At 47.1% G+C, this 26,019-nt stretch carries 29 protein-coding genes and 4 tRNA genes; 21 read left to right on the forward strand and 12 right to left on the reverse strand.

Translation table 11 applies throughout. From position 1 onward, the window contains the following. Positions 1-17 precede the first annotated feature (17 nt). Positions 18-1,457 carry a hypothetical protein gene (locus ACOJUO_RS00705; RefSeq protein WP_422138656.1) on the reverse strand — a complete coding sequence of 480 codons (1,440 nt, stop codon included), beginning with the start codon at positions 1,455-1,457 and terminating at the stop codon, positions 18-20. 120 nt (positions 1,458-1,577) lie between these two features. On the opposite strand from ACOJUO_RS00705, the gene ACOJUO_RS00710 reads away from it, so the two are divergent. The 11 genes from ACOJUO_RS00710 (at position 1,578) to ACOJUO_RS00760 (ending at position 8,624) form a co-directional block, all read left to right on the forward strand. Next, on the forward strand, positions 1,578-1,742 hold the full coding sequence (locus tag ACOJUO_RS00710; protein WP_422138657.1) for a hypothetical protein: 165 nt from the start codon (positions 1,578-1,580) through the stop codon (positions 1,740-1,742). Next, entirely contained in the window at positions 1,711-2,001 is a 291-nt protein-coding gene (locus tag ACOJUO_RS00715) for a PA4642 family protein (RefSeq protein ID WP_422138658.1), read from the forward strand. The genes ACOJUO_RS00710 and ACOJUO_RS00715 overlap by 32 nt, the downstream gene beginning before the upstream one ends. Positions 2,002-2,050: 49 nt before the next feature. Further along, positions 2,051-2,500: a rhodanese-like domain-containing protein gene (locus ACOJUO_RS00720; RefSeq protein WP_422138659.1), complete on the forward strand. Its 450-nt coding sequence runs from the start codon at positions 2,051-2,053 to the stop codon at positions 2,498-2,500. Positions 2,501-2,656: 156 nt separating this feature from the next. Then, positions 2,657-3,058, forward strand: coding sequence for a cytochrome b562 (locus tag ACOJUO_RS00725; RefSeq protein WP_422134796.1), 402 nt, complete (start codon positions 2,657-2,659; stop codon positions 3,056-3,058). After that, positions 3,051-3,545, forward strand: a complete 495-nt coding sequence (locus tag ACOJUO_RS00730; protein ID WP_422138660.1) for a cytochrome b/b6 domain-containing protein — start codon at positions 3,051-3,053, stop codon at positions 3,543-3,545. The genes ACOJUO_RS00725 and ACOJUO_RS00730 overlap by 8 nt, the downstream gene beginning before the upstream one ends. 301 nt (positions 3,546-3,846) lie before the next feature. Further along, positions 3,847-4,563, forward strand: a complete 717-nt coding sequence (locus ACOJUO_RS00735) for a hypothetical protein (RefSeq protein ID WP_422138661.1) — start codon at positions 3,847-3,849, stop codon at positions 4,561-4,563. A gap of 388 nt (positions 4,564-4,951) precedes the next feature. Then, positions 4,952-5,326, forward strand: coding sequence for a hypothetical protein (locus tag ACOJUO_RS00740; protein WP_422138662.1), 375 nt, complete (start codon positions 4,952-4,954; stop codon positions 5,324-5,326). A 57-nt stretch (positions 5,327-5,383) separates the two neighbouring features. Beyond that, entirely contained in the window at positions 5,384-6,091 is a 708-nt protein-coding gene (locus tag ACOJUO_RS00745) for a ZrgA family zinc uptake protein (protein ID WP_422138663.1), read from the forward strand. A gap of 1 nt (position 6,092) precedes the next feature. Beyond that, entirely contained in the window at positions 6,093-6,812 is a 720-nt protein-coding gene (locus ACOJUO_RS00750) for an ABC transporter ATP-binding protein (protein ID WP_422138664.1), read from the forward strand. After that, positions 6,812-8,074, forward strand: coding sequence for an ABC transporter permease (locus ACOJUO_RS00755; RefSeq protein WP_422138665.1), 1,263 nt, complete (start codon positions 6,812-6,814; stop codon positions 8,072-8,074). Before ACOJUO_RS00750 ends, ACOJUO_RS00755 begins: the two co-directional genes overlap by 1 nt. 1 nt (position 8,075) lies before the next feature. Continuing rightward, positions 8,076-8,624, forward strand: coding sequence for a DUF3299 domain-containing protein (locus tag ACOJUO_RS00760; protein WP_422138666.1), 549 nt, complete (start codon positions 8,076-8,078; stop codon positions 8,622-8,624). A 94-nt stretch (positions 8,625-8,718) separates the two neighbouring features. Here ACOJUO_RS00760 and cls read toward each other — a convergent pair whose 3' ends face one another. The 7 genes from cls to ychF form a co-directional block, all read right to left on the reverse strand. Further along, the gene (gene cls / locus ACOJUO_RS00765; protein WP_422134802.1) at positions 8,719-10,185 is read right to left on the reverse strand and encodes a cardiolipin synthase; all 1,467 of its coding nucleotides are present in this window, start codon (positions 10,183-10,185) and stop codon (positions 8,719-8,721) included. A gap of 110 nt (positions 10,186-10,295) precedes the next feature. After that, positions 10,296-11,075 carry a TSUP family transporter gene (locus tag ACOJUO_RS00770; RefSeq protein WP_422134803.1) on the reverse strand — a complete coding sequence of 260 codons (780 nt, stop codon included), beginning with the start codon at positions 11,073-11,075 and terminating at the stop codon, positions 10,296-10,298. Between the two features lie 322 nt (positions 11,076-11,397). Further along, a tRNA-Gln gene (locus tag ACOJUO_RS00775) sits at positions 11,398-11,472 on the reverse strand. 88 nt (positions 11,473-11,560) lie between these two features. Further along, positions 11,561-11,637, reverse strand: a tRNA-Met gene (locus ACOJUO_RS00780). A gap of 7 nt (positions 11,638-11,644) precedes the next feature. Continuing rightward, positions 11,645-11,719 (reverse strand) — tRNA-Gln (locus ACOJUO_RS00785). 89 nt (positions 11,720-11,808) lie between these two features. Continuing rightward, a tRNA-Met gene (locus tag ACOJUO_RS00790) sits at positions 11,809-11,885 on the reverse strand. A 282-nt stretch (positions 11,886-12,167) separates the two neighbouring features. Continuing rightward, entirely contained in the window at positions 12,168-13,259 is a 1,092-nt protein-coding gene (ychF, locus tag ACOJUO_RS00795; RefSeq protein ID WP_422134804.1) for a redox-regulated ATPase YchF, read from the reverse strand. A 293-nt stretch (positions 13,260-13,552) separates the two neighbouring features. Between ychF and ACOJUO_RS00800 the strand changes: the two genes are divergently transcribed. From ACOJUO_RS00800 to ACOJUO_RS00830, 7 genes are all read left to right on the forward strand, one after another. Further along, positions 13,553-14,260, forward strand: coding sequence for a TIGR04282 family arsenosugar biosynthesis glycosyltransferase (locus ACOJUO_RS00800; protein ID WP_422134805.1), 708 nt, complete (start codon positions 13,553-13,555; stop codon positions 14,258-14,260). Beyond that, a complete protein-coding gene (locus tag ACOJUO_RS00805) occupies positions 14,253-15,305 on the forward strand; it encodes a methyltransferase domain-containing protein (protein WP_422134806.1) in 1,053 nt (350 codons plus the stop codon). The genes ACOJUO_RS00800 and ACOJUO_RS00805 overlap by 8 nt, the downstream gene beginning before the upstream one ends. After that, positions 15,296-16,225, forward strand: coding sequence for a radical SAM protein (locus tag ACOJUO_RS00810; protein WP_422134807.1), 930 nt, complete (start codon positions 15,296-15,298; stop codon positions 16,223-16,225). Before ACOJUO_RS00805 ends, ACOJUO_RS00810 begins: the two co-directional genes overlap by 10 nt. Before the next feature lie 27 nt (positions 16,226-16,252). Further along, on the forward strand, positions 16,253-16,525 hold the full coding sequence (locus tag ACOJUO_RS00815) for a hypothetical protein (protein ID WP_422134808.1): 273 nt from the start codon (positions 16,253-16,255) through the stop codon (positions 16,523-16,525). After that, positions 16,513-17,373, forward strand: a complete 861-nt coding sequence (locus tag ACOJUO_RS00820; protein ID WP_422134809.1) for an MTAP family purine nucleoside phosphorylase — start codon at positions 16,513-16,515, stop codon at positions 17,371-17,373. Before ACOJUO_RS00815 ends, ACOJUO_RS00820 begins: the two co-directional genes overlap by 13 nt. A gap of 2 nt (positions 17,374-17,375) precedes the next feature. Next, positions 17,376-18,089, forward strand: a complete 714-nt coding sequence (locus ACOJUO_RS00825; RefSeq protein WP_422134810.1) for a glycosyltransferase — start codon at positions 17,376-17,378, stop codon at positions 18,087-18,089. Between the two features lie 83 nt (positions 18,090-18,172). After that, positions 18,173-19,174, forward strand: coding sequence for a D-alanine--D-alanine ligase family protein (locus ACOJUO_RS00830; protein WP_422138667.1), 1,002 nt, complete (start codon positions 18,173-18,175; stop codon positions 19,172-19,174). 2 nt (positions 19,175-19,176) lie between these two features. Here ACOJUO_RS00830 and pth read toward each other — a convergent pair whose 3' ends face one another. Both pth and ACOJUO_RS00840 read right to left on the reverse strand, forming a co-directional pair. After that, on the reverse strand, positions 19,177-19,770 hold the full coding sequence (gene pth, locus ACOJUO_RS00835; RefSeq protein ID WP_422138668.1) for an aminoacyl-tRNA hydrolase: 594 nt from the start codon (positions 19,768-19,770) through the stop codon (positions 19,177-19,179). Positions 19,771-19,826: 56 nt separating this feature from the next. Next, on the reverse strand, positions 19,827-20,462 hold the full coding sequence (locus ACOJUO_RS00840) for a 50S ribosomal protein L25/general stress protein Ctc (protein WP_422134813.1): 636 nt from the start codon (positions 20,460-20,462) through the stop codon (positions 19,827-19,829). A gap of 552 nt (positions 20,463-21,014) precedes the next feature. On the opposite strand from ACOJUO_RS00840, the gene ACOJUO_RS00845 reads away from it, so the two are divergent. The 3 genes from ACOJUO_RS00845 (at position 21,015) to ACOJUO_RS00855 (ending at position 24,152) form a co-directional block, all read left to right on the forward strand. Further along, the gene (locus tag ACOJUO_RS00845; RefSeq protein WP_422134814.1) at positions 21,015-21,680 is read left to right on the forward strand and encodes a hypothetical protein; all 666 of its coding nucleotides are present in this window, start codon (positions 21,015-21,017) and stop codon (positions 21,678-21,680) included. A 41-nt stretch (positions 21,681-21,721) separates the two neighbouring features. Continuing rightward, complete coding sequence (locus tag ACOJUO_RS00850; RefSeq protein WP_422138669.1) at positions 21,722-22,927, forward strand: hypothetical protein; 1,206 nt, start codon at positions 21,722-21,724, stop codon at positions 22,925-22,927. Positions 22,928-23,591: 664 nt separating this feature from the next. Continuing rightward, complete coding sequence (locus ACOJUO_RS00855; RefSeq protein WP_422138670.1) at positions 23,592-24,152, forward strand: hypothetical protein; 561 nt, start codon at positions 23,592-23,594, stop codon at positions 24,150-24,152. Positions 24,153-24,378: 226 nt separating this feature from the next. Here ACOJUO_RS00855 and ACOJUO_RS00860 read toward each other — a convergent pair whose 3' ends face one another. Together ACOJUO_RS00860 and ACOJUO_RS00865 are read right to left on the reverse strand one after the other, a co-directional pair. After that, positions 24,379-24,816 carry a hypothetical protein gene (locus ACOJUO_RS00860; RefSeq protein WP_422138671.1) on the reverse strand — a complete coding sequence of 146 codons (438 nt, stop codon included), beginning with the start codon at positions 24,814-24,816 and terminating at the stop codon, positions 24,379-24,381. Between the two features lie 28 nt (positions 24,817-24,844). Further along, positions 24,845-25,783 carry a hypothetical protein gene (locus ACOJUO_RS00865; protein ID WP_422138672.1) on the reverse strand — a complete coding sequence of 313 codons (939 nt, stop codon included), beginning with the start codon at positions 25,781-25,783 and terminating at the stop codon, positions 24,845-24,847. Positions 25,784-26,019 lie beyond the last annotated feature (236 nt).

Here is a 26,019-nt window from a genome sequence, read left to right on the forward strand (position 1 = left end):
GACTGGTTCAACGCCTTTTAGCTTATTCTTCCCTGCAAACCTTTTCTGATTGCAGCTCGATCAAGTTCAATTTTCCCGGGAAATGCCTTGCGCATTTCATAAATTTTTCTTATTTCTTTACTCTCCCCATTGAGAATTTCATTTATGCTTTCTCTGAAACCTCTGCCCTCAGCGGCGTGGTCCCTGGCCTCAATGGCTCGATCATATTCTTCCTGAAGCACTTGCTTTATGCTTTGATAAGAATTTACCTTACTTTTAAGGCTCTTTAACTCTTCCTGAAGCTCCACCTTCCTCTGACTGAATGACGCCTCTATTCGTGCTTTGCTCTGCTGTTTCTGCTGTGGATTCAATTGAGTATTACTCTCAACATTATTCAGCCACCGTTGTCTGGAGCTTTCGATTCCCTCGAGCTTGCGTGTCACTCCCGAGATTTTGAACTTCCTTAACTCATTCTCCATTCTGTGGGAGTCCAGTTCTTTTCTTTTACTATCTACTGCTTCTTTCAGTGTTTTTATATTTGTTCGATACTCTTCGGACTTTTGCTGAATTGCCTTTTTCGTTTTCATTTGAATAGTTTCTACCTGAGCATCGAGATTTCCAAGGCGAAGCTCGGTTTCCTGACCAGCCTCTGCGTCAACCCTTGGTTTCAGGGATTGACTCAGCTCCCTGATCTCCTTTTTCAGCTCAGCTTTCTTGCCTGGCTCATCTCCATTGCCTTTTATACTTCTTAACTCTTCAAGATCAGAGTTGTAACTCTGAAAACCAGGATCTTTATCAAAGGCAGCTTTGAACTCATTCAACATCTTCACTCTGTCACCAAAAAATTGCCCCTTGGAAAAGTCGTAGGTTTTTCCATCCGGAGCCGGAAACTTACCTTTTTTGGGAGGATTTTCCGGTGCCGCATAAAGCGCAAGTGACTTGGCGTACTTTTTATCAAAACTTACCAGCTTGTTCTCCAGAGCATTGGCTCTTTCTTTCAGCTGGCCCAGTTCCACTATCTTTTCATTTCTGGTGGAAAGCTCTTCTCTCAAACCATTGTTGCGAACCCTATTGATCAGATCCTGAGGAACAGGCTTCCAGTTTTCATTCTTTAAGGAACGCTTCAACTCGCCAAAGATATGAACCACCTTTTGCTTTAAGGTCGGTTTGGTGATTTCTTTAGCTGGGCTGGCAGAACCTGATGGCTCTTTTTCTACATGATTTGATTCAATGTGCTTTCGACCCTCTACTACTTCGCTCTTTCGTTCGTACAGCGAAATGTCAGATGGGAGTGATTGAAGTGAACTGCTGTGTGTCGGGGGAGATGAAGGGAGAAAATTGGGATGATTACGCACTTCGATACTGCGATTCATACTCTGGGCTTTCGTTCTGGCTCCTCCTTCAATACCCTGAGAAACCTGCTGCCCAGTTTTTACCGGACTTTGCCCCCCAACTGAACCTACTGCTGCTGCTGACATCCTTGTTACCTCTGATTCATTCAGTCTATTCCTTTGTAAAATTAAGTATCATCTAAAGTTGAGGCGCTTATTTAAAAAATCTATACCATTTCGGAATAATTCAGATTACTTGAATAGGGCTTGAGCAACTATAAATGCCATAATCGCCACTTTTCCGACAATCCCGGTGAAAGTATCAAGATTAAGATTCCTGAAAGTTTAAAATCCATCGTGTACAATGCCGGCAAACAGCCAAAAGCTATCAGGAATAACGATGAAGAAAGACAAACAGAAAGTCATTGGTGAAGTGCTGAATGATGAGCGAATCAAAGAACTGCTTACCCTTCAGGCACCAGCCGGAGAAGATCGCGCCCTACACATTCTGACCCGTGCTTATCGTGCACTGCGAGCAGAGGACTTTGAACGATTCCTGCACTTTTACTCGGAAACAGGTCTGGAGATCAATCCAGTGACACCAGAGGGCGGCACCTTTCTATCGCTACTGGAAACACACCATCATGCCGCACCCTATGCCCAGGCTTTAAAGAACTTCGGAGCCAACTAGCGACAGGCCATCTATACTCTGAGCTTTAGCAGTAAACCGGAGACCCCCCATGTTCGCTTCATGGTTAAGAGACCCACGTATGCTGGCTTGCGCCGCGATCCTGCTGAGCACCAGTGTGACAGCTTCAGAAAACGCAACCACGGAAGACAGACTCGCCGCCTACAACAGGCACTACCCCGCCATCTCTTACCCTGACTTGCGCAAGGCAGTCGATGCTGGCGAAGTGTTTCTTCTTGATACTAACAGGGGGGAGACCTATACCATGGGTCACCTGCCAGATGCCTATTCTCTGACAGACAGAGCCACTCTGGAGAGCCAACTCCCCATCCTGAAAAACTACCCCATAGTTGTTTATTGTGGTGGTCCACAATGTACATCCTGGTTTGCCGGAGCAGATTTTGCTGCGGCTCGGGGTTATACCAACATCATGCACTTCAGAGGAGGTCTGAAAGACTGGAAAGATCAGGGCGGTAGTCTGGCAACCAGAAAAACAGAATAACTTTATGTCGGTAAATGTCTGAAAGTGTTCGGATATTTTATGACATGCCCTTCAGTGACAGTGCCTTTAAATCAAAAAGTTTTACACAACTAGCCTTCTTATTTCTTGCAAGAATCATTATGATGCCCGAGCGAAATGTTTATACGGAAAGTTAATATGAAATCGCTTGCCAAAGCCCTCTTTATACCACTGGCACTGTCCGCTTCATTGATGGCTTCCATGCCTGCTTCAGCTCATGGCCATGGCCACGAAGGTCATTCTGATGAACTGAACACTGAAATGAAAAAAATGGGCTTCAATTTCAAACGCTCCGGCTCTGCTAAAACCATTGAAGACATGCAGAGCTACCTAACTGAATTCCGTACGCACGCCGAAAACGCCAGGGAGACCGGCTACACTGATGCGCCTGAGGAATTCCGAAAAGGCATTGATCAACTGCTGACCGGACTGGCCGGGGTTCAGGCTGCTCTCGACAATAAAGATCTGGATCTGGCCAAACAAAGAATGAAAAAGCTCAATGACATCAGAAAGAAATACCACAGAAAGTTCGATGTCTAAAAAGTTTCAATGGCCACGAATCGTTCAGTTGATTCACTGGACGGTTGCATTACTCTTTTTCAGTAATCATTTTCTAATTGACGGGTACAGCGAGTACCACGCGTATTCTGGCTGGGTCATCCTTGCCCTGGTAGGACTCAGACTGCTTTACGGCGTGACTTTTGCCCCGGCACCTGCTCGCCTCCGGGACATCAAACCCTCATTCTCGGGCATCAAACAGCACCTTCATGAGCTGAAAACCCGGCAACAGGGTAAAAATGGCCACAACCCAGTGGGAGCGATTGCTGTCTGGCTGATGTGGATTGCTCTGGCTCTGGCAGCGTTTACCGGGTGGCTGCAGGATACCGACTTTGGCTTTGAATACAATGTTTATGAATGGCATTCCATGCTGGTGAATGGCCTTTACTACTTTGTCGGCCTGCACTTACTGGCAGTGTTCATTACCTCTTGGCTGACCCGTCGAAACCTGGTCAAGACAATGCTCTGACAACATACCTTCGTTCTCCTTCATCGGGCTTGTCAATAACAGCCCGAAGAACCGGAGGTGGCTTATATGTTCTATCCAGTATGACTTGGTGCACTGAAGGCCGGTGCTGTTTGGCAATGTCAGGGAAAGGCTCAACTCACTGCGTTCACCGCCCTTGCTACAAGCGTTATGTGGAAAGCAGGTTACGAAGGTATTTGCTAGACTTACCTGCGCTCTAACTACAACGCAAGAGCAGTTGCCGCGAGCACCTGAACAGTGGGCCAGAAAATACGATTTCGTACGGTTGAGTACTTACTTTTTTATGAAAACCATATCAACTTTTCTATTCTTTTTGCTCTTTTCCAAAATTGCTTCTGGTGTTTACCTTGCCAGCAAGGGATCGATACAACACAATCTTGCATTTAAGAGCCCCACATCCTCCTCAATTACTCATTTAACAGAGTTAAAAACTTTAGCTTTAGCTATACCTCTTGGAATCATGTCATTCAGTTTTTTGACAACCGGATCAAGGAACGTGGCGGAAGGAAGGCAAAACCAACACTTAGCCAGAAATTTATTTTTCCTTTCGTTCGGATTTATTGGTCTATCGGGTGCTAAATTAAATCATACTAAAAAAAAGGAGAGTGCTTGTTCTTACCTTGATAAACTGAGACAAGCCGCTTTAATAAATAATTTTTTTGGCGAAAATCCACCAGAGCGTTGTTATGCAAGCACCAATGTAATGGCTATTAACGCATGTATATTTCATGAACAGCATTTGTTATTAAATCGGTCGAATTTACAGAATAAAAGTCAACAGCAAATTAAAGCGCAAAGAAAAATCATGCTTTCAAATCCTAATGAGTTAGTCTATTCAGCGGGTTTTCTTAATGGTGAGCTTGTTATTACTAAACTTCCTCCAAGTTTTTTCCGGGAGTTAGAATATCCGCATTTATATTTAATTTTCAACATGCTACGGGGTTACACAATTATTTCAACTGATCAAAATAGCGACACCTGGATATGTCCTTACTACTGAGTGATATCGGTATTCTGGTGGCGATTGCAGCTACGATGGCCACACGACATCGGACGTTGATCACAACGCAGGCAGACAGTTCGTTTAAACGCAAATGACTGCGCCTTGTAAGTACTCAGCCATACGGAATCGAATATTTCTGGCTTATTGGGCAGGTGCTCTGCAAGGCGCAACGACGGGAACATAGCAAGCTATGTGGCCAGAGTTGCAACGCATCACGACTGCATGGATGCAGGAGCTAGAGCAACGCAGGAGCAGTTGCCGCGAGTGCCTGAACAATAAGTCAGAAAATATGATTTCGTATGGTTGAGTACTTAGTATTGCTTTTTGTCAGGGCTTTAGAGAATAATTCGTACCATTACTACACATGTGTCGATAACGCGACTGAATGCTAAGCATAAGCCTGATAAACACTGCCCACAGACACAGACTAAATCCTCTTCGATTTTGCCTGATTTCTGTCGTTTATTTACTGGTTATCCAGTATTCCGTCAGTCACACACATAATCCCCCTAAAGACTTTAGTACTAACTATCACAATCTGCTTCAACAACTGTCACTGAATGATCATGCGGATCACTGGCATGGGGATCAGCATCATTCAGCGGGCTGTCAGCTGACTTCCCAGGCACCTCCGTCCCCCGGACTGTTTGCTGCAGAACGTTTGTTCTTCGCTCCCTTCAACAGTACAGAAAAAACCCGCTCCTTCTCTCTGGAAACCCCCACCAAAAAGCTGACCCGGGCTCCGCCGGCCTTTATCTGATGTCATCAATAAACCAGAAAACCTATTTATCAGATAAGTGCCTCTACGAGTGACATTATGCAAACTTTTACTAAACTGGCTGCCGGTATTGCCTGCGGAGTCCTGTCCCTGACTGTTTATTCCGCAAATGGAGAGCAGCGTCACGTTGACGCCCATGTTCACGGACAGGGTGAACTGAACTTTGCAGTCGAAGGTTCTGAAATTCACCTGGAACTGAAAATGCCTGCCAATGATGTGCTGGGCTTCGAGACCATTACTACCGATAAACAACGCCACCAGCTCCATGAAGCTCTGGAAAAGCTGGAAGCCGCCAGCCTCTGGAGCATGACCCCTGCCGCTTCCTGCAAACTGGTTAGCGCCAAAGCTACCTCAAGCTCTGTTGATCACGATCATGGTCGTGAAAAAGCTCATAACGACGATCACGGACATCATGAAAAAGATCATAACAGGCATGATCACCACGATGAGCACGCATCTCATGGCCATGATGATGAGCACGATCATCACGGTGAGCATGCCTCTGATGACCATCATGATGACCATCACGGTGAACACAACCATGAAGAGCATGAGAGCGAAAGCGGGCATATGGATATCTCAGCTACGTACGTCTTTGAATGTGGCAATGCCAATCAGCTGAACACCATCAGCACCTCAATCTTTGAAACATTCGAGCGCAGCGAATCCTTAAGTGTTCAGGGCTTCACCCAAAAAGGTCAGATGGCTGCCGAAATGACCAAGAGCAAGCCAGAGGTTCGCTTCTAAGATGACTGACTCCCGCTCTCACGTTATTGAACTCACAGCTGTTGAGTTCAGCTGGAAAGCAGGAATACCTGTTCTGGATATTCCTGAACTGACTGTATCCAGAGGCGAAAAGGTCTTTGTCCGCGGCCCATCGGGTTCCGGCAAAACCACACTACTGGGACTGCTCGGCGGCGTCATTACACCGGAGCGGGGACAGGTCAACGTGCTGGGGAACGACATTAGTCGTTTTTCCCCGGTGCAGCGCGATCGCTTCCGTGCTGATCATATTGGCTTTATCTTCCAGATGTTCAATCTGATTCCCTATCTCTCTGTAATAGAGAACGTCACTCTGTCTTTGGGCTTTGCCAAAAAGCGCAAAAGCAATCTCGACAGTATTGCTGGCAGTGAGCAGGACGAAGCAAGACGTCTTCTTAAACATCTGGAACTGGACGAATCCATACTGCATCGTCCCGCTACAGAACTGAGTATCGGACAGCAACAGCGAGTTGCCGCCGCCAGAGCTTTGATTGGCAAGCCTGATCTGATCATCGCCGACGAGCCTACTTCAGCACTTGACACAGATACCCGGGAAGCCTTCATCAATCTGCTGTTCGCAGAATGTGAAACAGTAGGCAACACCCTGCTATTCGTCAGCCACGACCGTAGCCTTGAATCGTTATTTGATCGCAGCATTGTGCTCAATGAAATTAACCGGGCCAGCAAAGTCAAAGAGGTGGACTGATGTCGATTTTAAGCCTGGCTTTAAAGAGCCTTAAAAACCGAAAAACAACCGCCTTGCTGACTATATTTTCTATTGCTGTCAGCGTAGCCCTGCTATTGGGGGTTGAACGTATCAGGGTCGAAGCCAAAAACAGCTTTACCAACACCGTATCAGGTACGGATTTGATTGTGGGAGCCAGAAGCAGCTCTATCAATCTTCTGTTGTATTCTGTTTTCCACATTGGCAATGCCACCAACAATATCTCCTGGGAGACTTATCAGGATCTGACGTCTGCCCCGGATGTTGCCTGGTCTGTTCCCATTTCCCTGGGTGACTCCCACCATGGCTATCGGGTCGTGGGCACCTCCCACGACATGTTCAGTCATTTTCGATACGGCGATGATGAATCACTGCAACTGTCCGAGGGCCAACCTTTCAATGCCTTATACGACGCTGTACTTGGATCTGAAGTCGCTGCCAGCCTTGGCTATGAAGTCGGTGACAGCATTGTTCTGAGCCATGGCATAGAAAGTAAGAGTCTGCTGCCTCACGATGATAAGCCTTTTAAGGTTTCCGGCATTCTCAAGCCAACGGGCACGCCCACGGACAGAGTAATTCTAATCTCTCTTGAGGGGATCGAAGCCCTGCATATCGACTGGGTAAGTGGTGCACCACCCATTGCCGCATTCTCGGTGTCCGCTGCAGAGGCACAGGCCATGAATCTGCAGCCCGCCAGTGTTACCGCCTATTTCGTTGGCCTGAAATCCCGTATTGCCGCTTTCCGATACCAGAGGAAAGTCAATGAATACCGGCAGGAAGCCATGACCGCCATTCTGCCCGGTGTTGCTCTTCAGGAGCTCTGGCAACTGGTTGGCACCGCAGAAAAGGCACTGCTGGCGGTTTCCATCATGGTGGTCCTGGCAGGTCTGATGGGCATGCTGACTACGATTCTCACTTCTCTTAATGAAAGGCGCCGGGAGATGGCCATTCTCCGCTCAGTTGGCGCAAGGCCGATCCATATCTTCACGCTAATGATCACTGAATCTGTCGTTTATGCGGTGTCAGGAACCCTTCTGGGCTTCCTTATACTCTATGGACTGCTTTTCGCTATTCAGCCCGTTGTGCAACAGATGCTGGGGCTGCACCTGGCCATCAGTGCTCCGGGCACCTTTGAATGGTCATTGGCCGGAATGATCATTGTCTGCGCCATTGTTTTGGGCATAATCCCGGCCTGGCGCGCCTACAAAAACTCTCTTGCCGATGGCCTGACCATAAGAGTCTAAAATGGATATCATCATGAAAACAGGAAAATCCCTGATACTGACAACGCTGCTGGCCCTGCTGCCAGTCACCACCGTTCAGGCCAAGCCGGTGGAAAAGCCTGCAACCCAAGCAGAAGTCATAGAGATCACCTGGGACGAGCTGATGCCTGCACCGGATCAAAAAGTCGTTGACAGTTATCAGGCCGGAGAGATGAGCAAAGATGATGTCATCGCCTATCTGGATAATCTGGGCAAGACGCCCGTTGCAAGACTGGACAAACGCACGGTAAAAATACCCGGATACCTCGTGCCACTTAACCTCGACAAAAACCAGAGAGCGACGGAGCTGTTGCTGGTACCAACCAGGGGTGCCTGCATCCACGTACCAGCACCACCGCCTAACCAGACCATTTATGTAAAATTCAAGAATAAAGAAAAAGGCATCAAAGTTGAGGAAGCGGGCTTAATCCCGTATTGGCTGGTTGGAACCCTGCACGTTGAGACCACTCACTCAGAGTACACTGAAACCCTTTACTCCATAACTGTTGACTCGCTGGAAGTCTATAAATAAGGCGAACTGTTTCAGTTAAAAATCTTTATTGATCAAAACATGGATGTTCTTAAACGACGCAGTAACTACCAGGCCTGCTGGTTAGGTACTTACTTCACAACAAAGGACTTAACAGCTGAAAAAGACTCTCCAGAAACCGTCTGGTGACAGACCTTCGGCTCCATAGAGACAAACGAACACGCTCGGAGTTCTGCATGTACTGATCCAGAAGCGTCGCCATGGTTTGGCTGAAGGCTCTGTCATAGATGATCATGGTCACTTCATAATTCAGCCAGACGCTGCGCATATCCAGATTTACAGTACCAAAAAGAATGGTCGATCGGTCCACCAGAACACACTTGGTATGCAGCAATCCTCCCTTGAACTGCAATATTTTCACCCCTGCGTTTAACAGGTCTTCGTAATAGGAGCGACTGGCATAGTGAACCATTCTGGAGTCATTTCTGCGAGGAACCAGTAACTGAACGTCCACCCCTCTCATGGCCGCTGACTTCAGGGCTGTCAGCAATGATTCGTCCGGAACAAAATAAGGTGTAGATATCAGCAGCTCTTCCTTACTTTCGTAAATTGCGGTAAGCAAAACCTGATGGAGCCTTTCCCGGTTGATACCCGGTCCTGATGGCAGTACGTGAACATCAGCACCGGTGTAACTGTCAAGACAGGAAGGTGGAAACTCGTAGGTAGCATTAAACGACGAATGTTTTTCACCCGTTTCAAGCGCTTTATCCCAATGAGCAATCACTGCCATAACGTGTGCGGGTATACCTTCTACCCTGACCATGGCGTCGATCCATTGTCCGACATTAGCCTTCTGACGAAAATGAACAGGATCGACCAGGTTAAAGCTGCCACTCCAGGCAATTTCATCATCAATCACGAGAATTTTGCGATGGTTGCGAATATCAAGGCGCTCAAACAGCATCCTTAAAAGACCAACCGGCATGGACCCGGTAACACTGATGCCCTCCAGACGGAAACGTCTTGCCCACTCACTTCGAAGAAACTGACGACTGCCCACTGCATCAAGTATTACCATACAGTCAACACCCCTTCGTGAAGCTCTGATCAGAGCCTCTGCCAGAACCTTGATTCGCCCCTTGGGCTCACAGATGTAAAACTCCAGTACAATGCTGCATCTGGCTTTCTCTATGTCCTGTAACAGGCCATGAAGAATGGTATCGGTTTCATGAAACAGCTGAAGCTTGCTACAAGGCAGCACTGGAATACCCAGGGTCTGCTCCGCCAGCTTGTAGATCCCTGTATGAGGAGTATTGGAGGGATACTCAAGCTGCCGCTGGGTAATCACTCTCGAAAGGTGGCTAGACCACTGTTCGTAGTCAGGATACAGACTCTCCAGACGTCGGAGCCTTCTTCTCCCAAGGCGCCTTGAGCCAAACAGCAGGTAAAAGAAAAAACCGGCTACCGGCAGAATGAACAGCAACAGTACCCAGGCCAGAGTCACGCCTACCGGCCTGCGCTGCATAATAATGTGAATTCCGAAGGCGATGATCAGGGCAAGATAGATTCCCCCAAACAATGCATTGAGCCAGCTGTTGTCCATTCAAATATCTGAGTGACGTTATTCTTCACAAACAGTTATAAGACTCCAGGGCGAGGAGCCTGCAGGACTATCTATAATAACGCTAAACCGTCACTTTCGCAGAAAAAACGTCAAAACAGCAAATGTCCGTATTCGTCCCACATGAGTTTGCCGGTCATAACCAGTGAAATAACGACGATCATGGGACGAATAATCTGCTGACCACGCTTCACAACCATTCTCGATCCCAGTCTGGCGCCGATGAACTGACCTATCAGCATGATTCCCCCTACGGCCCAGACAACCTGACCACCCAATATAAAGAACAGCAGGGAAGCCACATTACTGGTACAGTTCAGAACCTTGGTATGAGCCGTCGCCATTGTCAGGGAATAACCAAGGAGGCTGATAAAGGCTATGGCGAAGAAAGAGCCCGTGCCCGGGCCGAAGAAGCCATCATAAAAGCCGACTCCCAACCCTGCTGAACAGGCAAAAGCGGTCAGGCTCATTCTGGCAGAAGAAGCTTTAGTATTTCGGACACTGGGGGAGAGAATAAAGTAAGCAGCTATACCCAATAACAGGAAGGGAATAATCTGCTTCAAAACCGAAGCATCAATCAACTGAACCAGAATCGTGCCTGCGGCACTGCCAACAAAGGTCATGAAAATGGCAAAACGCATTTCCCTGAGATTCACCAACCCTCTTCGAATAAAATAAACACTGGCAGAGAAAGAGCCGCCTGTTGACTGTAATTTATTGGTCGCCAGAGCCTGTGCCGGAGAAAGCCCCACCGCCAGAAGCGCGGGGACTGTAATCAATCCGCCGCCGCCTGCAATGGAGTCAACAAAACCAGCCAGAATCGCAACAAAAAACAGCAATAACCCCCAATCAAGAGTAAATACAAAATCCAAAACAGGCCTCAACTTTATGATGCGTCAGGTATTTGTCGTCCAGCAAATAACCCAAACGTTTTTTCTTTAATGACGAAATGTCTTTTTTTATTGGATCGAATCCAAACACGAATGAGATTATCTTGATGTTTTGAGTGCCTGGCTATCCGCAATGACAACAGATAAACATTCACACAAATAACTTCATGCTCAGAACAGCATCTGCGCCCCCCCCGAAGATCACCTTCCTGATCAAATCAAGTTGGGTATTACTTACACATTGAGGTTTTAAAAGTCACTGAAACGAAAAAGCCCAACCTGTTTCAGTCGGGCTTCAGAGAAATGGCTGGGGTGGAGGGATTCGAACCCCCGCATGGCAGGATCAAAACCTGCTGCCTTACCGCTTGGCGACACCCCAACAGTACGAAATGCTTTTAAGTTGTGGACATTCCGTGGATACTTTTGACTTTACGTTAGTATTCGCTTACTTGCAAACCCTTCAGTAATGGTAGCTAGGGGCAGATTCGAACTGCCGACCCCAGCATTATGAGTGCTGTGCTCTAACCAACTGAGCTACCTAGCCATTTTTATGGCTGGGGTGGAGGGATTCGAACCCCCGCATGGCAGGATCAAAACCTGCTGCCTTACCGCTTGGCTACACCCCAGCAAATACGAAATGTTTTATAGGATATGGACATTCCGTGTACACTTTCGACCCTACGTTAGCAGTCGCCTGCCTGCAAGCTCCTGAATATGGTAGCTAGGGGCAGACTCGAACTGCCGACCCCAGCATTATGAGTGCTGTGCTCTAACCAACTGAGCTACCTAGCCGCCGAAAGATGGTGCGCATTTTCAGGATTTAACGCTGTCCTGTCAACTGTTTAAGCGGCTTTTTTAGGAACTTTCAGAAAACCCCTACCCCTGTTTCGTATTTCTGCGGGTACTGGCATGCGCCTTATTCAAAGCCTTATTATTTTTTCAGAACGGACTGTTAATGCTTCTATTAATACCTTTCTGGATAAGAGCAATGTCAATGGCAACATTCAATGACTCTCCAGAAGTTAATGACCCGGAATTAAAAAGGACAGGGCTGGTCAGACAGCCCCAATTGCATCAGACATTGAAACGGAAATGCATAACATCGCCATCTTTGACGATGTAATCCTTGCCTTCCACTCTCAGACGACCTGCTTCCTTGGCACCCTGTTCACCGTTGTACTGAACAAACTCATCGTAAGCCGTCACTTCCGCACGAATGAACCCACGCTCAAAGTCAGTGTGAATCACACCTGCAGCCTGAGGCGCCGTCGCACCGATCTTCACAGTCCAGGCACGCACTTCTTTAACTCCGGCAGTGAAATACGTCTGCAGTCCAAGAAGTTCATACCCCCCCCTGATCACACGATCCAGACCTGGCTCTTCCATACCCAGATCGGCCAGAAATTCATCCCGCTCTTCATCTTCGAGCTCAGCAATCTCAGCTTCCAGCTTGTTGCAGACTGTCACCACGACAGAACCCTCGCTCCTGGCGATGTCACGAACAACGTCCAGATAAGGGTTATCTTCAAAACCATCTTCATCGACGTTGGCAATGTACATGGTGGGCTTTGTCGTCAGAAGATGGAATGTTTTGGTCAGCTTCTGCTCTTCATCGGTCATTGCCATGGATCGAACAGGGTGGCCTTCTTCCAGATGGGGAACAATTCTTTCCAGCAGGACTTTCTGGGCCTTGGCATCCTTGTCGCCGCTTTTGGCGACACGAGTGACTCGCTGCAGCTGTTTTTCACAGCTTTCCAGATCCGCCATGGCCAGCTCGATATTGATAATGCCGATATCCGCCGCCGGATCAATCTTATTGGCCACATGAATAACATTATCATTCTCAAAACAACGTACTACGTGGGCGATAGCATCAGTCTCACGAATATTGGCCAGGAATTTGTTGCCCAGACCTTCACCCTTGGAGGCACCTTCTACCAGGCCGGCAATATCGACAAATTCCATGGTCGTGGGCAACACACGCTGAGGCTTAACAATCTCAGCCAGCTTATTCAGACGCGGATCGGGCATGGCCACGACACCCGAATTTGGCTCGATAGTACAGAAAGGGAAGTTCTCTGCATCAATCCCTGCCTTGGTCAAAGCATTGAACAGTGTTGATTTGCCGACGTTGGGCAGACCAACGATGCCACATTTAAAGCCCATAAAAAGTTACCAGGGGAAATTCAATAAAAATTTGGGACAGGATTATAAAGCCCGACCTGAATTGACACCAGTATTATGCCCGACTGCTCTTTCCGGATTTATACTGACTCACAGCAGAATGCTTTCCCTACCGGCAGAACAACACCCGGCAGGTTAGCCAGACAACCCTGAAGAGAGCTTTAAAAAAAACCGCAGCCTTGAATCCAAACAACTGTTTCCGCAGTATAGTTACGCAATAGCAGGCCGGAGTCTGGCTCCTGCGACCACATAAGCGAAATTAAAATCAAAGAATAATGACAAGCTACGAACCAAGTCTGATAAAAAAGGCAACATTGATACTTGTGTGCAAAAAGCCCGCCTTACACCAGGGAAAACAACGCCTTGCTGCTGACATGGGAACAGAACAGGCTCTGACGGTTGCTCAGCACCTGCTAGCCTGTGCACTGGAAGATTTATCAGAGTGGCCAGGCCAGAAAGTTATTGCTCCCTCTCATGAAAGCGACTATGACTGGGCCAGTCAGCTTCTGAAGGGCGACGACAACCTGGTAGTACCCCAGGGCTCTGGCAACCTCGGTGAGAGACTGAACCACATCGACAATGAGCTGAGACTTCAGGGAAAAGAAAACCTCATCTATATTGGCAGTGACTGTCCGACACTCAGCCTCAAAGACCTTTCGGACACAGCACAAAAGCTCAAGACCTACGACACCGTATTCAGCAAGGCCAGTGATGGCGGCGTCACCATCATGGCGAACCGAACTCATTGGCCTGACCTTTCAAAGCTGCCCTGGAGCACAGGCTCTCTGGGAGTGTCACTGACGAGTCTTTGTCGTCAATCCCGCTTATCCGTCGGCTACGCTCCTTCTGGCCAGGATGTTGATCATTTAAAAGATTTGCTCGGAGTGCTCCCCGAACTGAATCGTGATAATCGACCTGCCCGAAGGGCTCTGTCAAAACATATTCAATCTATTTTCAAGCAAGGAAAAATCTCTCATGCATGAAACAGTACAGAATTACTATGGCAAGACTCTGCAAGGCAGCGATGACCTGCAGACCAATGCCTGCTGCACCGATGCAACCATGCCACGCCACCTGAAAAGTGCCCTTGCCAATATTCATGACGAGGTTCTGAGCCATTACTATGGCTGCGGACTGGTCTGCCCTGAGCAGTTGCAAGGCGCCAGAATACTCGACCTTGGTTCCGGATCAGGTCGTGACTGTTATGCCCTGGCTCAAATGGTCGGAGAAGAGGGTTATGTCGTCGGTGTCGACATGACAGACGAACAGCTTGCGATTGCCAACCGACATGTCGAATACCACCGGGAAAAATTCGGCTATGCAAAAGCCAACACCGAATTCCACAAAGGCTATATTGAAAAACTGGATCAACTGAACCTGGAAGAAAACAGCTTCGACATGATCATTTCAAACTGCGTGATCAACCTTTCTCCGGACAAGGAAGCAGTGTTGAGAGAAGCCTGGCGTCTGCTGAAACCAGGCGGTGAACTTTACTTCTCTGACGTCTATTCTGATCGCCGCATTCCTGCTGAACTGGTCGATGATCCGGTGCTTTACGGAGAGTGTCTCAGCGGTGCCCTCTACTGGAATGACTTTTTGAATCTGGCCAGAAAGGCCGGTTTCACTGACCCCAGACTGGTGGAAGATAAACCTGTCACTATCAATAACCGTAAGATTGAAGCTCAGGTCGGTGATATCCGGTTTTTCTCGGCGACTTATCGATTGTTCAAACTGCCAGAGCTGGAAAGTCATTGCGAGGACTATGGACAGGCTGTGATCTATAAAGGCACGATTGATCACCATCCCAACACTTTCAATCTGGATGGGCACCACCCTATTACCAAAGGCAAGGTTTTCCCGGTTTGCGGTAACACCTGGAGAATGCTGCACGATACAAGATTCCGTGAACACTTCGAGTTCATTGGTAACTTCAGCACCCATTATGGCATTTTTGATGGCTGCGGAACCTCGCTGCCCTTCTCATCTTCCACCCATGAAAACAAGGGAAGTGATGGCTCATGTTGCTGACAGGAACACCTCCAGACACTAAAAGCCAGGATTGGCACTTTACGCCTGATGGCAGCCCCAGAGGTTATATCAAACCTCATCAACTGAAAGAACTCTGGTTTCATACCGGAACCCGTTGCAACCTTTCCTGCGGCTTCTGTCTGGAGGGTTCAAGTCCGGCCAGCAAGAGGCTGGACGCCCCGACTCTGACAGAAGTAAAACCCTACATTGATGAATCACTTGAACTGGGGGTTGAACAATTCTCTTTTACGGGAGGAGAGCCTTTTGTCATTAAAGACATTATCCGAATCCTGGACTATGCCTCCCAGCATCGCCCCTGCCTGGTTCTGACTAATGGCACGACCCCCATGATCAAAAGGCTTGATGAGCTGACTCGTTTGAGCAGTAACCCTTACCCCATATCCCTGAGAGTCAGCCTGGATCATCCAAACGCTGAACAACATGACGCAGGACGAGGTGAAGACAGCTTTGCCATCGCTCTTTCAGGACTGAAACTACTGCATGAAAATGGCTTTAACATCTCCGTCGCCAGACATATGGAAAAAGACGAAAACACGGCAGTGGTTGAACAGGCCTTCAGAGATCTTTTTGAACTGAACGGTTTGCCCATCAACCTGAAACAGGTGGCCTTTCCGGATTTCCTGCCTCCCGGTTCTTTACCGGATGTTCCCCACGTCAGCACAGACTGTATGACCCGCTATCAGACAGAAGAAAGTCGTCGTCAGTTTATGTGCGCGTTTTCCAAAATGATGGTCAAACAAAACGGGCAGATGCAGGTTTACGCCTGCACACTGGTGGATGACGATACTGAGTACAACCTTGGCAAGAGTTTACGGACGAGCCTGAGTGAAACCATCAGTATGAAACACCACCGTTGCTACAGCTGTTTTGCTTTTGGCTCTTCCTGCAGCGAACTCTGATTGTCTGCTCAATAACAGGAGATTTTGATGGCTAAAACCCGGATACTGTTCCTCTGCACTGGCAACTCCTGTCGCAGCCAGATGGCGGAAAGTCCAACACCCAGACAGGGGCAGATCATTCTCAAGTGTTTTGATGACCCTCCCCGGCTGGCTGAATCGGTGAAAACAGAAGAAGAATCATTAACAATCTATCGTCGTGTAAGAGACGAGATCAGAGCATGGGTCAATCAGCTTCCCAGCCTGATCCAACAGATGTCTGATGAAAAACACAATGAAAAGGAAACCCAATGCTGGCAGTGATTGGTGGAACAGGCATCTACAGCCTGGATGGACTTGAAGTATTAAATGAGCAGACGATTGAAACACCTTATGGCCCTCACTCAGGTCCAATAACAACAGGTCTTTTTAATCAACAAAAGCTGTTGTTCTTGCCCAGACATGGAAGCGGCCACCAACTTCTGCCTCATGAAATCAATTATCGGGCCAACATCTGGGCATTAAAAAGTCTGGGTGCGACCCGGGTGATAGGCCTTTCTGCGGTTGGCAGTCTGCAGGAGGAGATTGCGCCGGGCGAATTATCGCTGGTCAGTCAGTACTTCGACTTCGTAAAAGGACACCGGGAAAAAAGCTTTTTTGGTAACGGTCTTGTCGCTCATGTCTCCACCGCAATACCAAGCTGTCATCAGCAATCAGAACAACTGCTCAATGCTGCTAACCTGGCAGAAATAGGACTGCATACAGATAAAACCTATGCCTGCGTTGACGGTCCCAGGCTGGGTAGCCGTGCAGAGAGTCTGTTCCTGAAAAACGCCGCTCAGTGCGATGTTGTCGGCATGACTAATGTGCCTGAAGCGTTTCTGGCACGGGAAGCTCAGCTTTGTTACACAACAATCGCTATTGCCACTGATTACGATTGCTGGAAAGATGACCCTTCAGCCCACGCCAGCGTTGAGCAGATCATTGCCAGATACGGCAAAAGCCTGACACTGGCTAAAGCGTTGTTAGGGCAATATCTGAAACAGCAGGAAGAAACACCTCATGACAGCACTTATTGCCAGTGCAGGAGCGCACTGAAATCAGCAGTACTCTCTCCTGAGAACAAGCTTGGCCAGAAGCAGAAAGCATTGCTGGAAGTGCTGCAAAGATAATTATGCCCAGCCTATCTGTAATCGTGCCACTGGGCCCTGGTGAGACGCAGTGGCCGACGCTTCTTGAACAATTAAGTCTTCTTCCCGCAGGCAACGAGGTGATCCTGGTTGGCTATGACGACGATCAGCGGCCTGCCAAACTGGATCAGCTTCCGGGCCCTTTGCTTCACCTCAGGTGGATTTGGTGTACTGCAGAACAGGGACGTGCCTGCCAGCTCAATGCAGGCGCAGAGAAAGCCACAGGGAATTACCTCTGGTTTCTGCATGCAGACACAGTATTGGACAAAGAGAATGTCCAAAGCTTACTGAATGCCATTGATCAATATCCCAGACACTTGTTCTACTTTGATCTCTGGTTTTACGACAAAGACACTTGCTGGTTATCCATCAACGAATGGGGAGCCAGATTCCGCTCCGATATTCTGGGATGCCCCTATGGTGATCAAGGGTTTTGCATCAGCCGGACACAATTTTTCGACCTCAAGGGTTATCCCACCGACACTTTCTACGGTGAAGATCATGCATTTGTCTGGAAAGCCCGGCAAAACAGGATCCTCCTCCACTCCTGTGGCACCAGACTGGGTACCAGTGCGAGAAAGTATCACGATAAAGGCTGGCTAAAGCTGACCCTGAAATACCAGCATCTCTGGCTAAAACAGGCGACACCGGAATTTTTTAAATGGCTCAGGGTAAAACTGGACAGAGGAAGGGTCTGAATAGATTCATTAACCTGACTGGTCAGATTTGGCTTATGTACTAGGCTTGACTGATCATAGCCCTAACAAAAGCCATCAGACGAATGCCCAACAAAAGCAAAACTGTAGCCGTCATCTGCGGCGGCCTGTCTCCCGAAGCCGATGTATCCAGACTCTCCGCAAGCCGAATCACCCCCTGTCTGGAAGAACATTATGGCAGAGCCATCCACCTGGAGCTCGACGAAACCCTTCCGGAACAACTCGTAGCCCAACAGGTTGATGTTGCTTTCCCGGTCGCCCACGGTCCTTATGGTGAAGATGGCCGCCTGCAGGGTCTTCTGGATATTATGGGCGTTCCTTACGTAGGTTCCGGAGCCCTGGCAAGTGCCTGCTCTCTGGATAAGGTGGTTACCAAACGTTTGCTTCAGCCTGTCGGCATCACAATGGCCAGAGACAGAGTCGTCTATCGCAGCGAAAACTATGAAGATGCTACTCTCGACTGTATCGAATCCCTTGGGCATAAAGTCATCATCAAGCCGCCTGGTCAGGGTTCCGGTATTGGCATCCAGTTTGCCATGGGTTATGAAGACCTTTTCAGCAAGCTGAAAGTCGGCCTGCAAATGGATGAAAAACTATTGGTTGAAGAGTTTGTTGCCGGACGCGAAATCACTGCCGGTATCCTCCACCTGGATGACTACCAGATCCTGCCTGTTACCGAAATTACCACACCAGACGGTGCCTGGTATGACTATATTCACCGCTATACACCCGGTCTTAGTGATCATGTGACTCCCGCCAGAATCTCGGATGAGCAGTATCTAAAAGTTCAGCAGATTGCACTGAAGGCACACCAGATTCTGGGCTGTCAGGACCTGAGTCGCTCTGACTTTATCGTTCCTGAATCAGGAGAGCCAGTCTTTGCAGAACTCAACAACCTGCCGGGAATGACCCCAACCAGCCTGTTTCCGGACGGTGCCAGACATGCAGGAATACCCTTTGATACCCTGATCTGCAAACTGGTGGATCAGGCTTTGAAACGGGGAGAAAGCATTCGCAAAAGAAGAGAGTACTGGCCAATCCCGAAACTGAATATCAGGCCATCGTGAAGTCAGGCTTTAAAGGTATGTAACTCTTGAACGGCCTTGGCACGAGCACCATTAAAGGCCTCGGGGGAGATGCGGATGGCTTCGTCAATCACCGAGTCGATCTTCAGTCGATCCGACACGGAGGGCTTGTTCAGCACATAATTAATCACTTCCTTGCTCTGACCCGGATGACCAATCCCCAGACGCAAACGCAGAAAGTCCCTGTTATTTCCCAGCGCTGAAATAATGTCCCGAAGGCCGTTGTGTCCGCCGTGGCCACCGCCCTGTTTCAGGCGACCAATACCCGCTGGCAAGTCCAACTCATCGTGAACAACAAGAATAGATTGAGGGGGAATCTTGAAGAAGGTACTGATAGCACCCACCGCCTGACCACTGCGATTCATAAAGGTGGTCGGGTTTAGCAGACGGACATCCTCTCCAGCGATGGTAATGCGGGCAGTCAGACCAAAGAATTTCATCTCGGGTTGCAGGCTGACGCCGTAGGCTCGAGCTAACTGCTCCACATACCAGAATCCGGCATTATGGCGAGTATCATCGTATTGAGCACCGGGGTTGCCGAGTCCGACAACCAGCCTGATCGAGTGATCCTTCGCCATAATATCCTCCATAGCCCTGACCTGCGTTAACAGCGCGGGGCCATAAAAAAAGCTGATTACTCTTCGCCGCCTTCTTCTTCAGAGGCTGCTTCTTCAGCTTCTTCTTCTTTGCCACCACGGGTAGTCTGAACAGATGCAACATCCAGATCATGACCTTCGCCCTGCAGCAAAGCAACCAGTTCAACACCCTCAGGCACGGTCAGGTCGGTCAGGTGAATATGACCACCCAGCTCGACATTAGCCATATCGACTTCGATGAACTCAGGCAGATCAGCAGGCAGACATTTAACTTCTACTTCAACACGAGCGTGAGTGATAGCGCCACCGGCTTTGACACCGACACAGCTATCTTCGTTCAGGAAGTGCAGTGGGATGTGCGTGGTGACCGCGTGAGCAGCGTCAACGCGCAGGAAGTCCAGGTGCATAGCATAGTCTTTTGCAGGGTGACGCTGAAGATCCTTCAGAATAACCTGCTGGGAAGCGCCTTCTACATCCAGGGTAACGATCTGGGAGTAGAAAGATTCAGATTCCAGTGCCTTACGAATAGCACGTGCTTCCAAAGTAATTTGAGCAGGTTCCTGCTCACCGCCGTAAATAACGGCAGGTACCAGTTCTGCACGACGCAGGCGGCGGCTCGCACCTTTCCCCACGTCCTTGCGTGCAACAGCGCTCAGAGCGATAGCTTCAGACATTTTTCTTTCTCCAAAGGAATACCCTGATATCTTGCGACCAGATACCGGGGCTTTAATAAAGGCGCTATATCATACCGGCAATTGGGGCAATTGCAAAAAAAGTTTGGGTTTTACAGCAAGTCACCAATATTTCTCTAAATTTCAGTCGGAGTGCTAAAAGACAGCTACTATGTTAACCGCGAAAGCAAACCATAAGCAGACATGGGGAAGCCAATGCAGCTCAGCGTTAACATCCGTAACCTTTCAACTCGCTCCCATACTAATGCATCGGAGTGCGGTCGGCCCACGATAACCGCAGGCTTGCCTCGGGGTAGTTCATTCGCCAGATTTTTCGGTGTAGCCTGTGTTCTTTTAACGTTTATCTGTATTCAGGCTTATGCGGAGGATTTGTCGCTGACACTCCCGGACAGTGCCTACAAAGGAGATAATATCTCATACAGCCTTTACTGCGGTTTGGATGAGTCGATCCAGCTCGATCTGAAAATCGGTGATCACTGCGTATTTTCTTTTGACTGCTCTAACAGTCGGGATGGCCGATGCAATGTGAGCCTGATGCAAAGAGAAGGTTATAATTGCGCAGCATTATCAATCGATCATCGCTATTACCCTGTTTATAAAACGAAAAAGATTAATTCTGACTATTCACAAGTCAGCTGTGTCTCTGGAGATGGTTGTTCAAATAATAAGTGTCTGAGATGCACGTATGCGCAGGCTTATTGTTCTATCCCTAATGAAGTGGGCTGCCCCAAAAAGAAATGCCCTAAAGGACACTGTGTCATCAAAACGGTTGATTATATTGCTCATAGTCACATCAGCTTTGATTTTACGATGCCAGAAGGCTCTGTGACGCTGAGCAACTTCCATTGCAAAAAAAATACAGGTTCGAGCAGGACAAAAATCGAAAACTTTGTCATAGAGGACAGTTCTTCCAGCACAATAACCGGGATCAATATCAGTTGTGGCGAAAAAGGCAACCCTGTATTGAAATGGCAAAAGATTGATCCTGCTAATATTGGATTTATTTCAGTGGATCTTCCAGGGCAAGTCGATTCATTGATAAGGCCTGCCAGTGAAACCGAGTTGCAAATTCTTGATTTCATAGAAAGCCGATCTCTGTCAAGTGGTTTGATCAAGCTAAAAACCATCTTCTTTACACGAGAAGGCAAAAGATATGGTAAAGAAGCAAGCGTATTCTTTAATGCAGGCTCCTGTCATTAAACTGGATCACTTCGAGTGGCTACGTTAAAGGCGAATGCACAATGAACAGTTTATTATATCCAACGGTCAAGAAAAAATTACATAACAAATCAATTGTTTGCTCATTATTATTTAATACGGGTTGGATTTATGCCTGTATGCTGTTGATAATAATGCCTGCCCGTTCCCAAACCCTTACGCCATTGAGTTCCAACCGGCTTTGTCCCGGAGTTGACCATATACTTCTGAAATTACAGTGTGGCACAGACCAGCATCCGGAATTCTCCGTTACCACCCGAACAGCTGCGGGTGGTTGTACGACACATTTTGACTGCTCTCGCACCCTTTATAGACATAAGGATGGAACTCACAGATGCCTGGAGAAAACAGATAATGGCAGTGTTTCATGCCCGATATTAAATTACAGTTACACGGATGAGCGACAAAACATACCTGATTTCCAGCAGCTGGCAGCAGAAACCTATGAATTTCCTGATTATAACTGCGGTCATTCGATCAATCGTCGATGTCGTTGCTACGATCGCAACGATCGCTACGATCGCGATAAAGCAAATGCATTTTGCGTTAAAAAATATTCTTGCTCTCGTTGCTCCCCCTCTCAAAAAGGTTCTGTTAATGCCGGTTACAGTGATTTAATCATTAATACACTGATGCCTGAGGGTTTGATCGAATTTCATAACATTAAATGCTGTAGAGACAGGCACGATTCAGGTTCTTTTCAAAGTTCCACCGAGTCTGAGTGCAATGCATTTAAAAATATTAAATTCAATCATTCAGTGCCTGGGCATGTCTATCACCCGGAAATAAAATACTTCGAAAAAAAGCCTGTTTTATCATGGACGGCAACCTCTGATGCCGAGCTATTCATGATTAATTTTGATGGTGACAGCTACTATACAGAAAAAACAAACATCGTTATTCCAAATGCATTACGAAATTATAAAGGAAATATTACGATAACCTCAGTGACAATTAATGAAAAAACACAAACGTCATGCCCCGGAAAGGGTACTGAACTATTTTTTAATTCAACAGCACTTGTTACTCGGTTAATGGGGGTTGTTAACTCCGATTCCGGAGAAACAGAAATAACAGTAAGCAGGACATCTCCGGAAAAAACAAGCCACTCGTTATCCAGCTCTATACTGCCATCAGAAAATGAATCAGCCAGATCATCATCAACAGGGTATTCTCCGATAATGTTCAAATTAATGACAGCGTTCATCATAAGGGTGTTATGTATTTAACAGGGAAAATAAAATCGAATATGGAATTGTCTATGAAGACAAAAAAATTAAGGAGCCCCATCGCTACTATCTGCCAGAATCTTATCGGCAAGGGCTTGGTTTCACTATGTCAAGGAGGCCGACTAAAAGTTCAGGCGATGTTGAAGGACTCCCTGGGTAAAATACCGGTTGATCCATAGTGGCTTCAATAAACTTTTATTTCACTGTTGAATTAACAGGTTTGCACTAATAGGTTCCTTCTGATCGGGAAAATGAATGGCAGGCTCTGCTTAGCTATAAATGAAAGCAGTGATCTTTTAAACTTATTTAGTGAATTAGACCTGCTGGAAGACCTTCAAGAAATAATAAATGAAATTTTAAAGTTAAGAAAAGGTGAAAAAAAATCACACATATAAGCCATATATTCTTTCAAGGGGCACAATTCTGACCTTGGAAGAAAGTCAGAACTAGTGATAGCTTTTGGTTCTGCTTGTTATAGTTCACTGCAAATTATTTGCTCACAGTAAACGCATATCGCAGTCTTCTGTGTACGACGGATTATATGCTAGTTTAGAAACTTTGTAGATATTCTGACTTTTTACTGACAATTTTCGCTCATTTTTTGTTTTTGCAAATATACAGTGCTATTTTACTTGAACTAAGAAAACCATGAGATTAGTTCACTATGAGACTCATAAATACGATTTTACTGTTAATAATATGTTCAATTTCATGTAATTTGAATGCGACGGTACTTTCAGCTGCTTCTCGCTTCATCAAACTCTACGACAATGGATTTGCAAATTCATTTCATAAAGGCGCAGACAGTCATCAAGCATTTTTGAAAGCTTTTGACAGCCCTGGGTTTTCAGGAATGGAGCCAGCAATTCGAATGATGATAGCAGTACTTTCAAGTGAAACCGAACATGACTCAAAAGATCCAAAAGATCTATATCTTGAGCAATTAAAGGCATCACCAAAGGTTTCTTTACATCCTCATCCTAATTGTTTTAGTTTTACGATGTCTCTTGATCCTATATCTGGACCAGGTGGTGTGCTTGATGTTACCTTTCAGAACATGCAAAAAAACAAATATTTAGAGGAGCGGTTGAAGCTTATCTTGATAAGAAAATTGAAAATAATTGATGAAAGTAGTGAATTTATGAAGTTATTTAGTGATTTAGACATAATGGAAGATTTTCAAGAACTAAAGAGCGAAATTGAGGGGTTAAGTCAATCCGAATAAAAACATGACCTATATGGACCATCGTTCTTTCTACCCTTCCCCCGTCAATCCTGGCGGATGCCACTCTATATCTACCGCTTCGGAGCTGTGCATTACTACTCCGCCCATTAATATCAAACAGCAGGCTATATGCTTTCTTAAACATGGGGCCATGATTTGATGCTCCGGAATATCAGGGTGCTACTATCAGTCATTGCAGTCAGCATATAGCTGAGGCGAGATAATATTATCGACTACTACTTCTGATAAGGCCGAAAGAACAGCCACTGCGACCCAGACTAATTGTTGAGAATACAACCGACCATTTAGTAGGCTGGCATTTTTCCTTATACGTTGTCGTTACCTGCTCTGTTCTTTTTCCATTTTTAGTGATCACTTTTATTTTGTATTCAGGTGCCCACATCAGCTCAACATCAACGGCGGCACTGGAAATAAACGACTCCAAATCTGAGTCCATTGATACACCCTGAACAATGCTTCCCCAGCTTATTGTTGCTTCTCCTTTTATGAAGTCACCCAGTGCCACTTTTTTTACTCCCTGCTTCCCAGCTAAATCAAATGACAACTGAAAGCCGCTGTCCTTGGAAAACTTGTCTTTACGCTTTATTTTTGTCTCGCCTTTGGCAGCATCGTAGACACCTGAAACTAACTCAATTTTACCCAATCAGGGCTTTTTATAAAGAGGGATGGCTTTAAAAGCTCGCTGCAATAGCAGCCACAGATACAACCAAAAGGCTAAAGACTCCCGCTGTTAAGGAAGCAGCGCCAGCAGTAGCTGTGCATGTCTTTCCGCTGCAAGTTCCACCTGAATTACAGACACATGTACTTGTCTGCAATTTTCCAGCTTTGCCGTCTTTAATGCTACATTCACCAAAGCAACCACAGGCTGTGCAATCGCTACAAGTCCAAGTGCCAACTTCTACGCCACCCAAGCTGACACCGTTGAACGTACAACCAGTTGCTTTCCCGCTAGACTCCCTTTTGCTTCTAGCAGACCGCTTACTAATATGTGTTGCTTGTTTATGAGTATTTCCGACACAAGCACCAGCCCCATCAGCCAGACAAACCACCTTCTCACCTGATATAACAGGGCTTCCAGGAGGGAGGTTAGTATCAGAGTGAAGCGGTTGGAACTGCACCCCATGTTTCACCTCTATATCACCTAAGCGAACGGTTGCGTGCCCGACAGTAAGGCTCTCCCCCTGTTGCAGGAAATAAGCCCGTGGTTCATTACCAGAAGCAGCAAGCCCTGTAACAGAGAACAAGCTATTTGGGCTTACTGCTCGGTGTAGCGAAGCGGAAAGAATCCCTTTCGCTGTTTCATCGGTATTAATAGCGGATAGATGCCCAATGCTTTGTCGGCTGTTATCCAACAGGTTTACTGTACCACCCATACTAACCTGTTCAGCTATGGTTTTAGCGCAGGCTGGCGCAGTAGCAACATGGCCAGAGGAAAGTAAAAGACCTTGGCAGGGCAGGCTCTCAGAAGACGGTCGGACTTCCGAGATGGAGGACGACGAAAAGGAGACTAAATAATCAGGTCTAGTGTTGAGAACAGAGCTGGCATGTACTGACAAATAGCTCAGTAGATTTATAGCTAATATAAGAAAGCGAGAAACAGAGGAAATCACAAGCTACACTCCCGAAATGGTACGGAAACACAACAAACATCGCACTTCCAAAAACAGAGTAAAGAGAAAGAGCTAACACTATTCGTTCGCAGCGAAAATTATAGTCACTTATCAGGGCAGTGCTTTTCAATTATCCTCAAACCCATAAAATTCCAAAGACAAAAAACGACACAAAGGAAATTTAGCAAAATCGTCGTCAACCCTCGCCCAATCGGCTATCACTTAGTCACAAATTC

This window comes from Endozoicomonas sp. ALC020 (assembly GCF_049275935.1).
Taxonomy (GTDB): domain Bacteria; phylum Pseudomonadota; class Gammaproteobacteria; order Pseudomonadales; family Endozoicomonadaceae; genus Endozoicomonas_A.

Excerpts from the sequence above, each read along its gene's own strand:
- ychF (WP_422134804.1), bottom strand. The coding sequence starts at position 13,259 with ATGGGCTTTAAATGTGGCATCGTTGGTCTGCCCAACGTCGGCAAATCA.
- ACOJUO_RS00830 (WP_422138667.1), top strand. The coding sequence starts at position 18,173 with ATGCCCAACAAAAGCAAAACTGTAGCCGTCATCTGCGGCGGCCTGTCT.
- ACOJUO_RS00800 (WP_422134805.1), top strand. The coding sequence starts at position 13,553 with ATGACAAGCTACGAACCAAGTCTGATAAAAAAGGCAACATTGATACTT.
- ACOJUO_RS00850 (WP_422138669.1), top strand. The coding sequence starts at position 21,722 with ATGAACAGTTTATTATATCCAACGGTCAAGAAAAAATTACATAACAAA.
- ACOJUO_RS00755 (WP_422138665.1), top strand. The coding sequence starts at position 6,812 with ATGTCGATTTTAAGCCTGGCTTTAAAGAGCCTTAAAAACCGAAAAACA.
- ACOJUO_RS00805 (WP_422134806.1), top strand. The coding sequence starts at position 14,253 with ATGCATGAAACAGTACAGAATTACTATGGCAAGACTCTGCAAGGCAGC.
- ACOJUO_RS00760 (WP_422138666.1), top strand. The coding sequence starts at position 8,076 with ATGGATATCATCATGAAAACAGGAAAATCCCTGATACTGACAACGCTG.
- ACOJUO_RS00815 (WP_422134808.1), top strand. The coding sequence starts at position 16,253 with ATGGCTAAAACCCGGATACTGTTCCTCTGCACTGGCAACTCCTGTCGC.
- ACOJUO_RS00750 (WP_422138664.1), top strand. The coding sequence starts at position 6,093 with ATGACTGACTCCCGCTCTCACGTTATTGAACTCACAGCTGTTGAGTTC.
- ACOJUO_RS00715 (WP_422138658.1), top strand. The coding sequence starts at position 1,711 with ATGAAGAAAGACAAACAGAAAGTCATTGGTGAAGTGCTGAATGATGAG.
- ACOJUO_RS00730 (WP_422138660.1), top strand. The coding sequence starts at position 3,051 with ATGTCTAAAAAGTTTCAATGGCCACGAATCGTTCAGTTGATTCACTGG.
- ACOJUO_RS00745 (WP_422138663.1), top strand. The coding sequence starts at position 5,384 with ATGCAAACTTTTACTAAACTGGCTGCCGGTATTGCCTGCGGAGTCCTG.
- ACOJUO_RS00720 (WP_422138659.1), top strand. The coding sequence starts at position 2,051 with ATGTTCGCTTCATGGTTAAGAGACCCACGTATGCTGGCTTGCGCCGCG.
- ACOJUO_RS00840 (WP_422134813.1), bottom strand. The coding sequence starts at position 20,462 with ATGTCTGAAGCTATCGCTCTGAGCGCTGTTGCACGCAAGGACGTGGGG.
- ACOJUO_RS00810 (WP_422134807.1), top strand. The coding sequence starts at position 15,296 with ATGTTGCTGACAGGAACACCTCCAGACACTAAAAGCCAGGATTGGCAC.
- ACOJUO_RS00735 (WP_422138661.1), top strand. The coding sequence starts at position 3,847 with ATGAAAACCATATCAACTTTTCTATTCTTTTTGCTCTTTTCCAAAATT.
- ACOJUO_RS00705 (WP_422138656.1), bottom strand. The coding sequence starts at position 1,457 with ATGTCAGCAGCAGCAGTAGGTTCAGTTGGGGGGCAAAGTCCGGTAAAA.
- ACOJUO_RS00725 (WP_422134796.1), top strand. The coding sequence starts at position 2,657 with ATGAAATCGCTTGCCAAAGCCCTCTTTATACCACTGGCACTGTCCGCT.
- pth (WP_422138668.1), bottom strand. The coding sequence starts at position 19,770 with ATGGCGAAGGATCACTCGATCAGGCTGGTTGTCGGACTCGGCAACCCC.
- ACOJUO_RS00855 (WP_422138670.1), top strand. The coding sequence starts at position 23,592 with ATGAGACTCATAAATACGATTTTACTGTTAATAATATGTTCAATTTCA.
- ACOJUO_RS00845 (WP_422134814.1), top strand. The coding sequence starts at position 21,015 with ATGCAAAGAGAAGGTTATAATTGCGCAGCATTATCAATCGATCATCGC.
- cls (WP_422134802.1), bottom strand. The coding sequence starts at position 10,185 with ATGGACAACAGCTGGCTCAATGCATTGTTTGGGGGAATCTATCTTGCC.
- ACOJUO_RS00740 (WP_422138662.1), top strand. The coding sequence starts at position 4,952 with ATGCTAAGCATAAGCCTGATAAACACTGCCCACAGACACAGACTAAAT.
- ACOJUO_RS00820 (WP_422134809.1), top strand. The coding sequence starts at position 16,513 with ATGCTGGCAGTGATTGGTGGAACAGGCATCTACAGCCTGGATGGACTT.
- ACOJUO_RS00825 (WP_422134810.1), top strand. The coding sequence starts at position 17,376 with ATGCCCAGCCTATCTGTAATCGTGCCACTGGGCCCTGGTGAGACGCAG.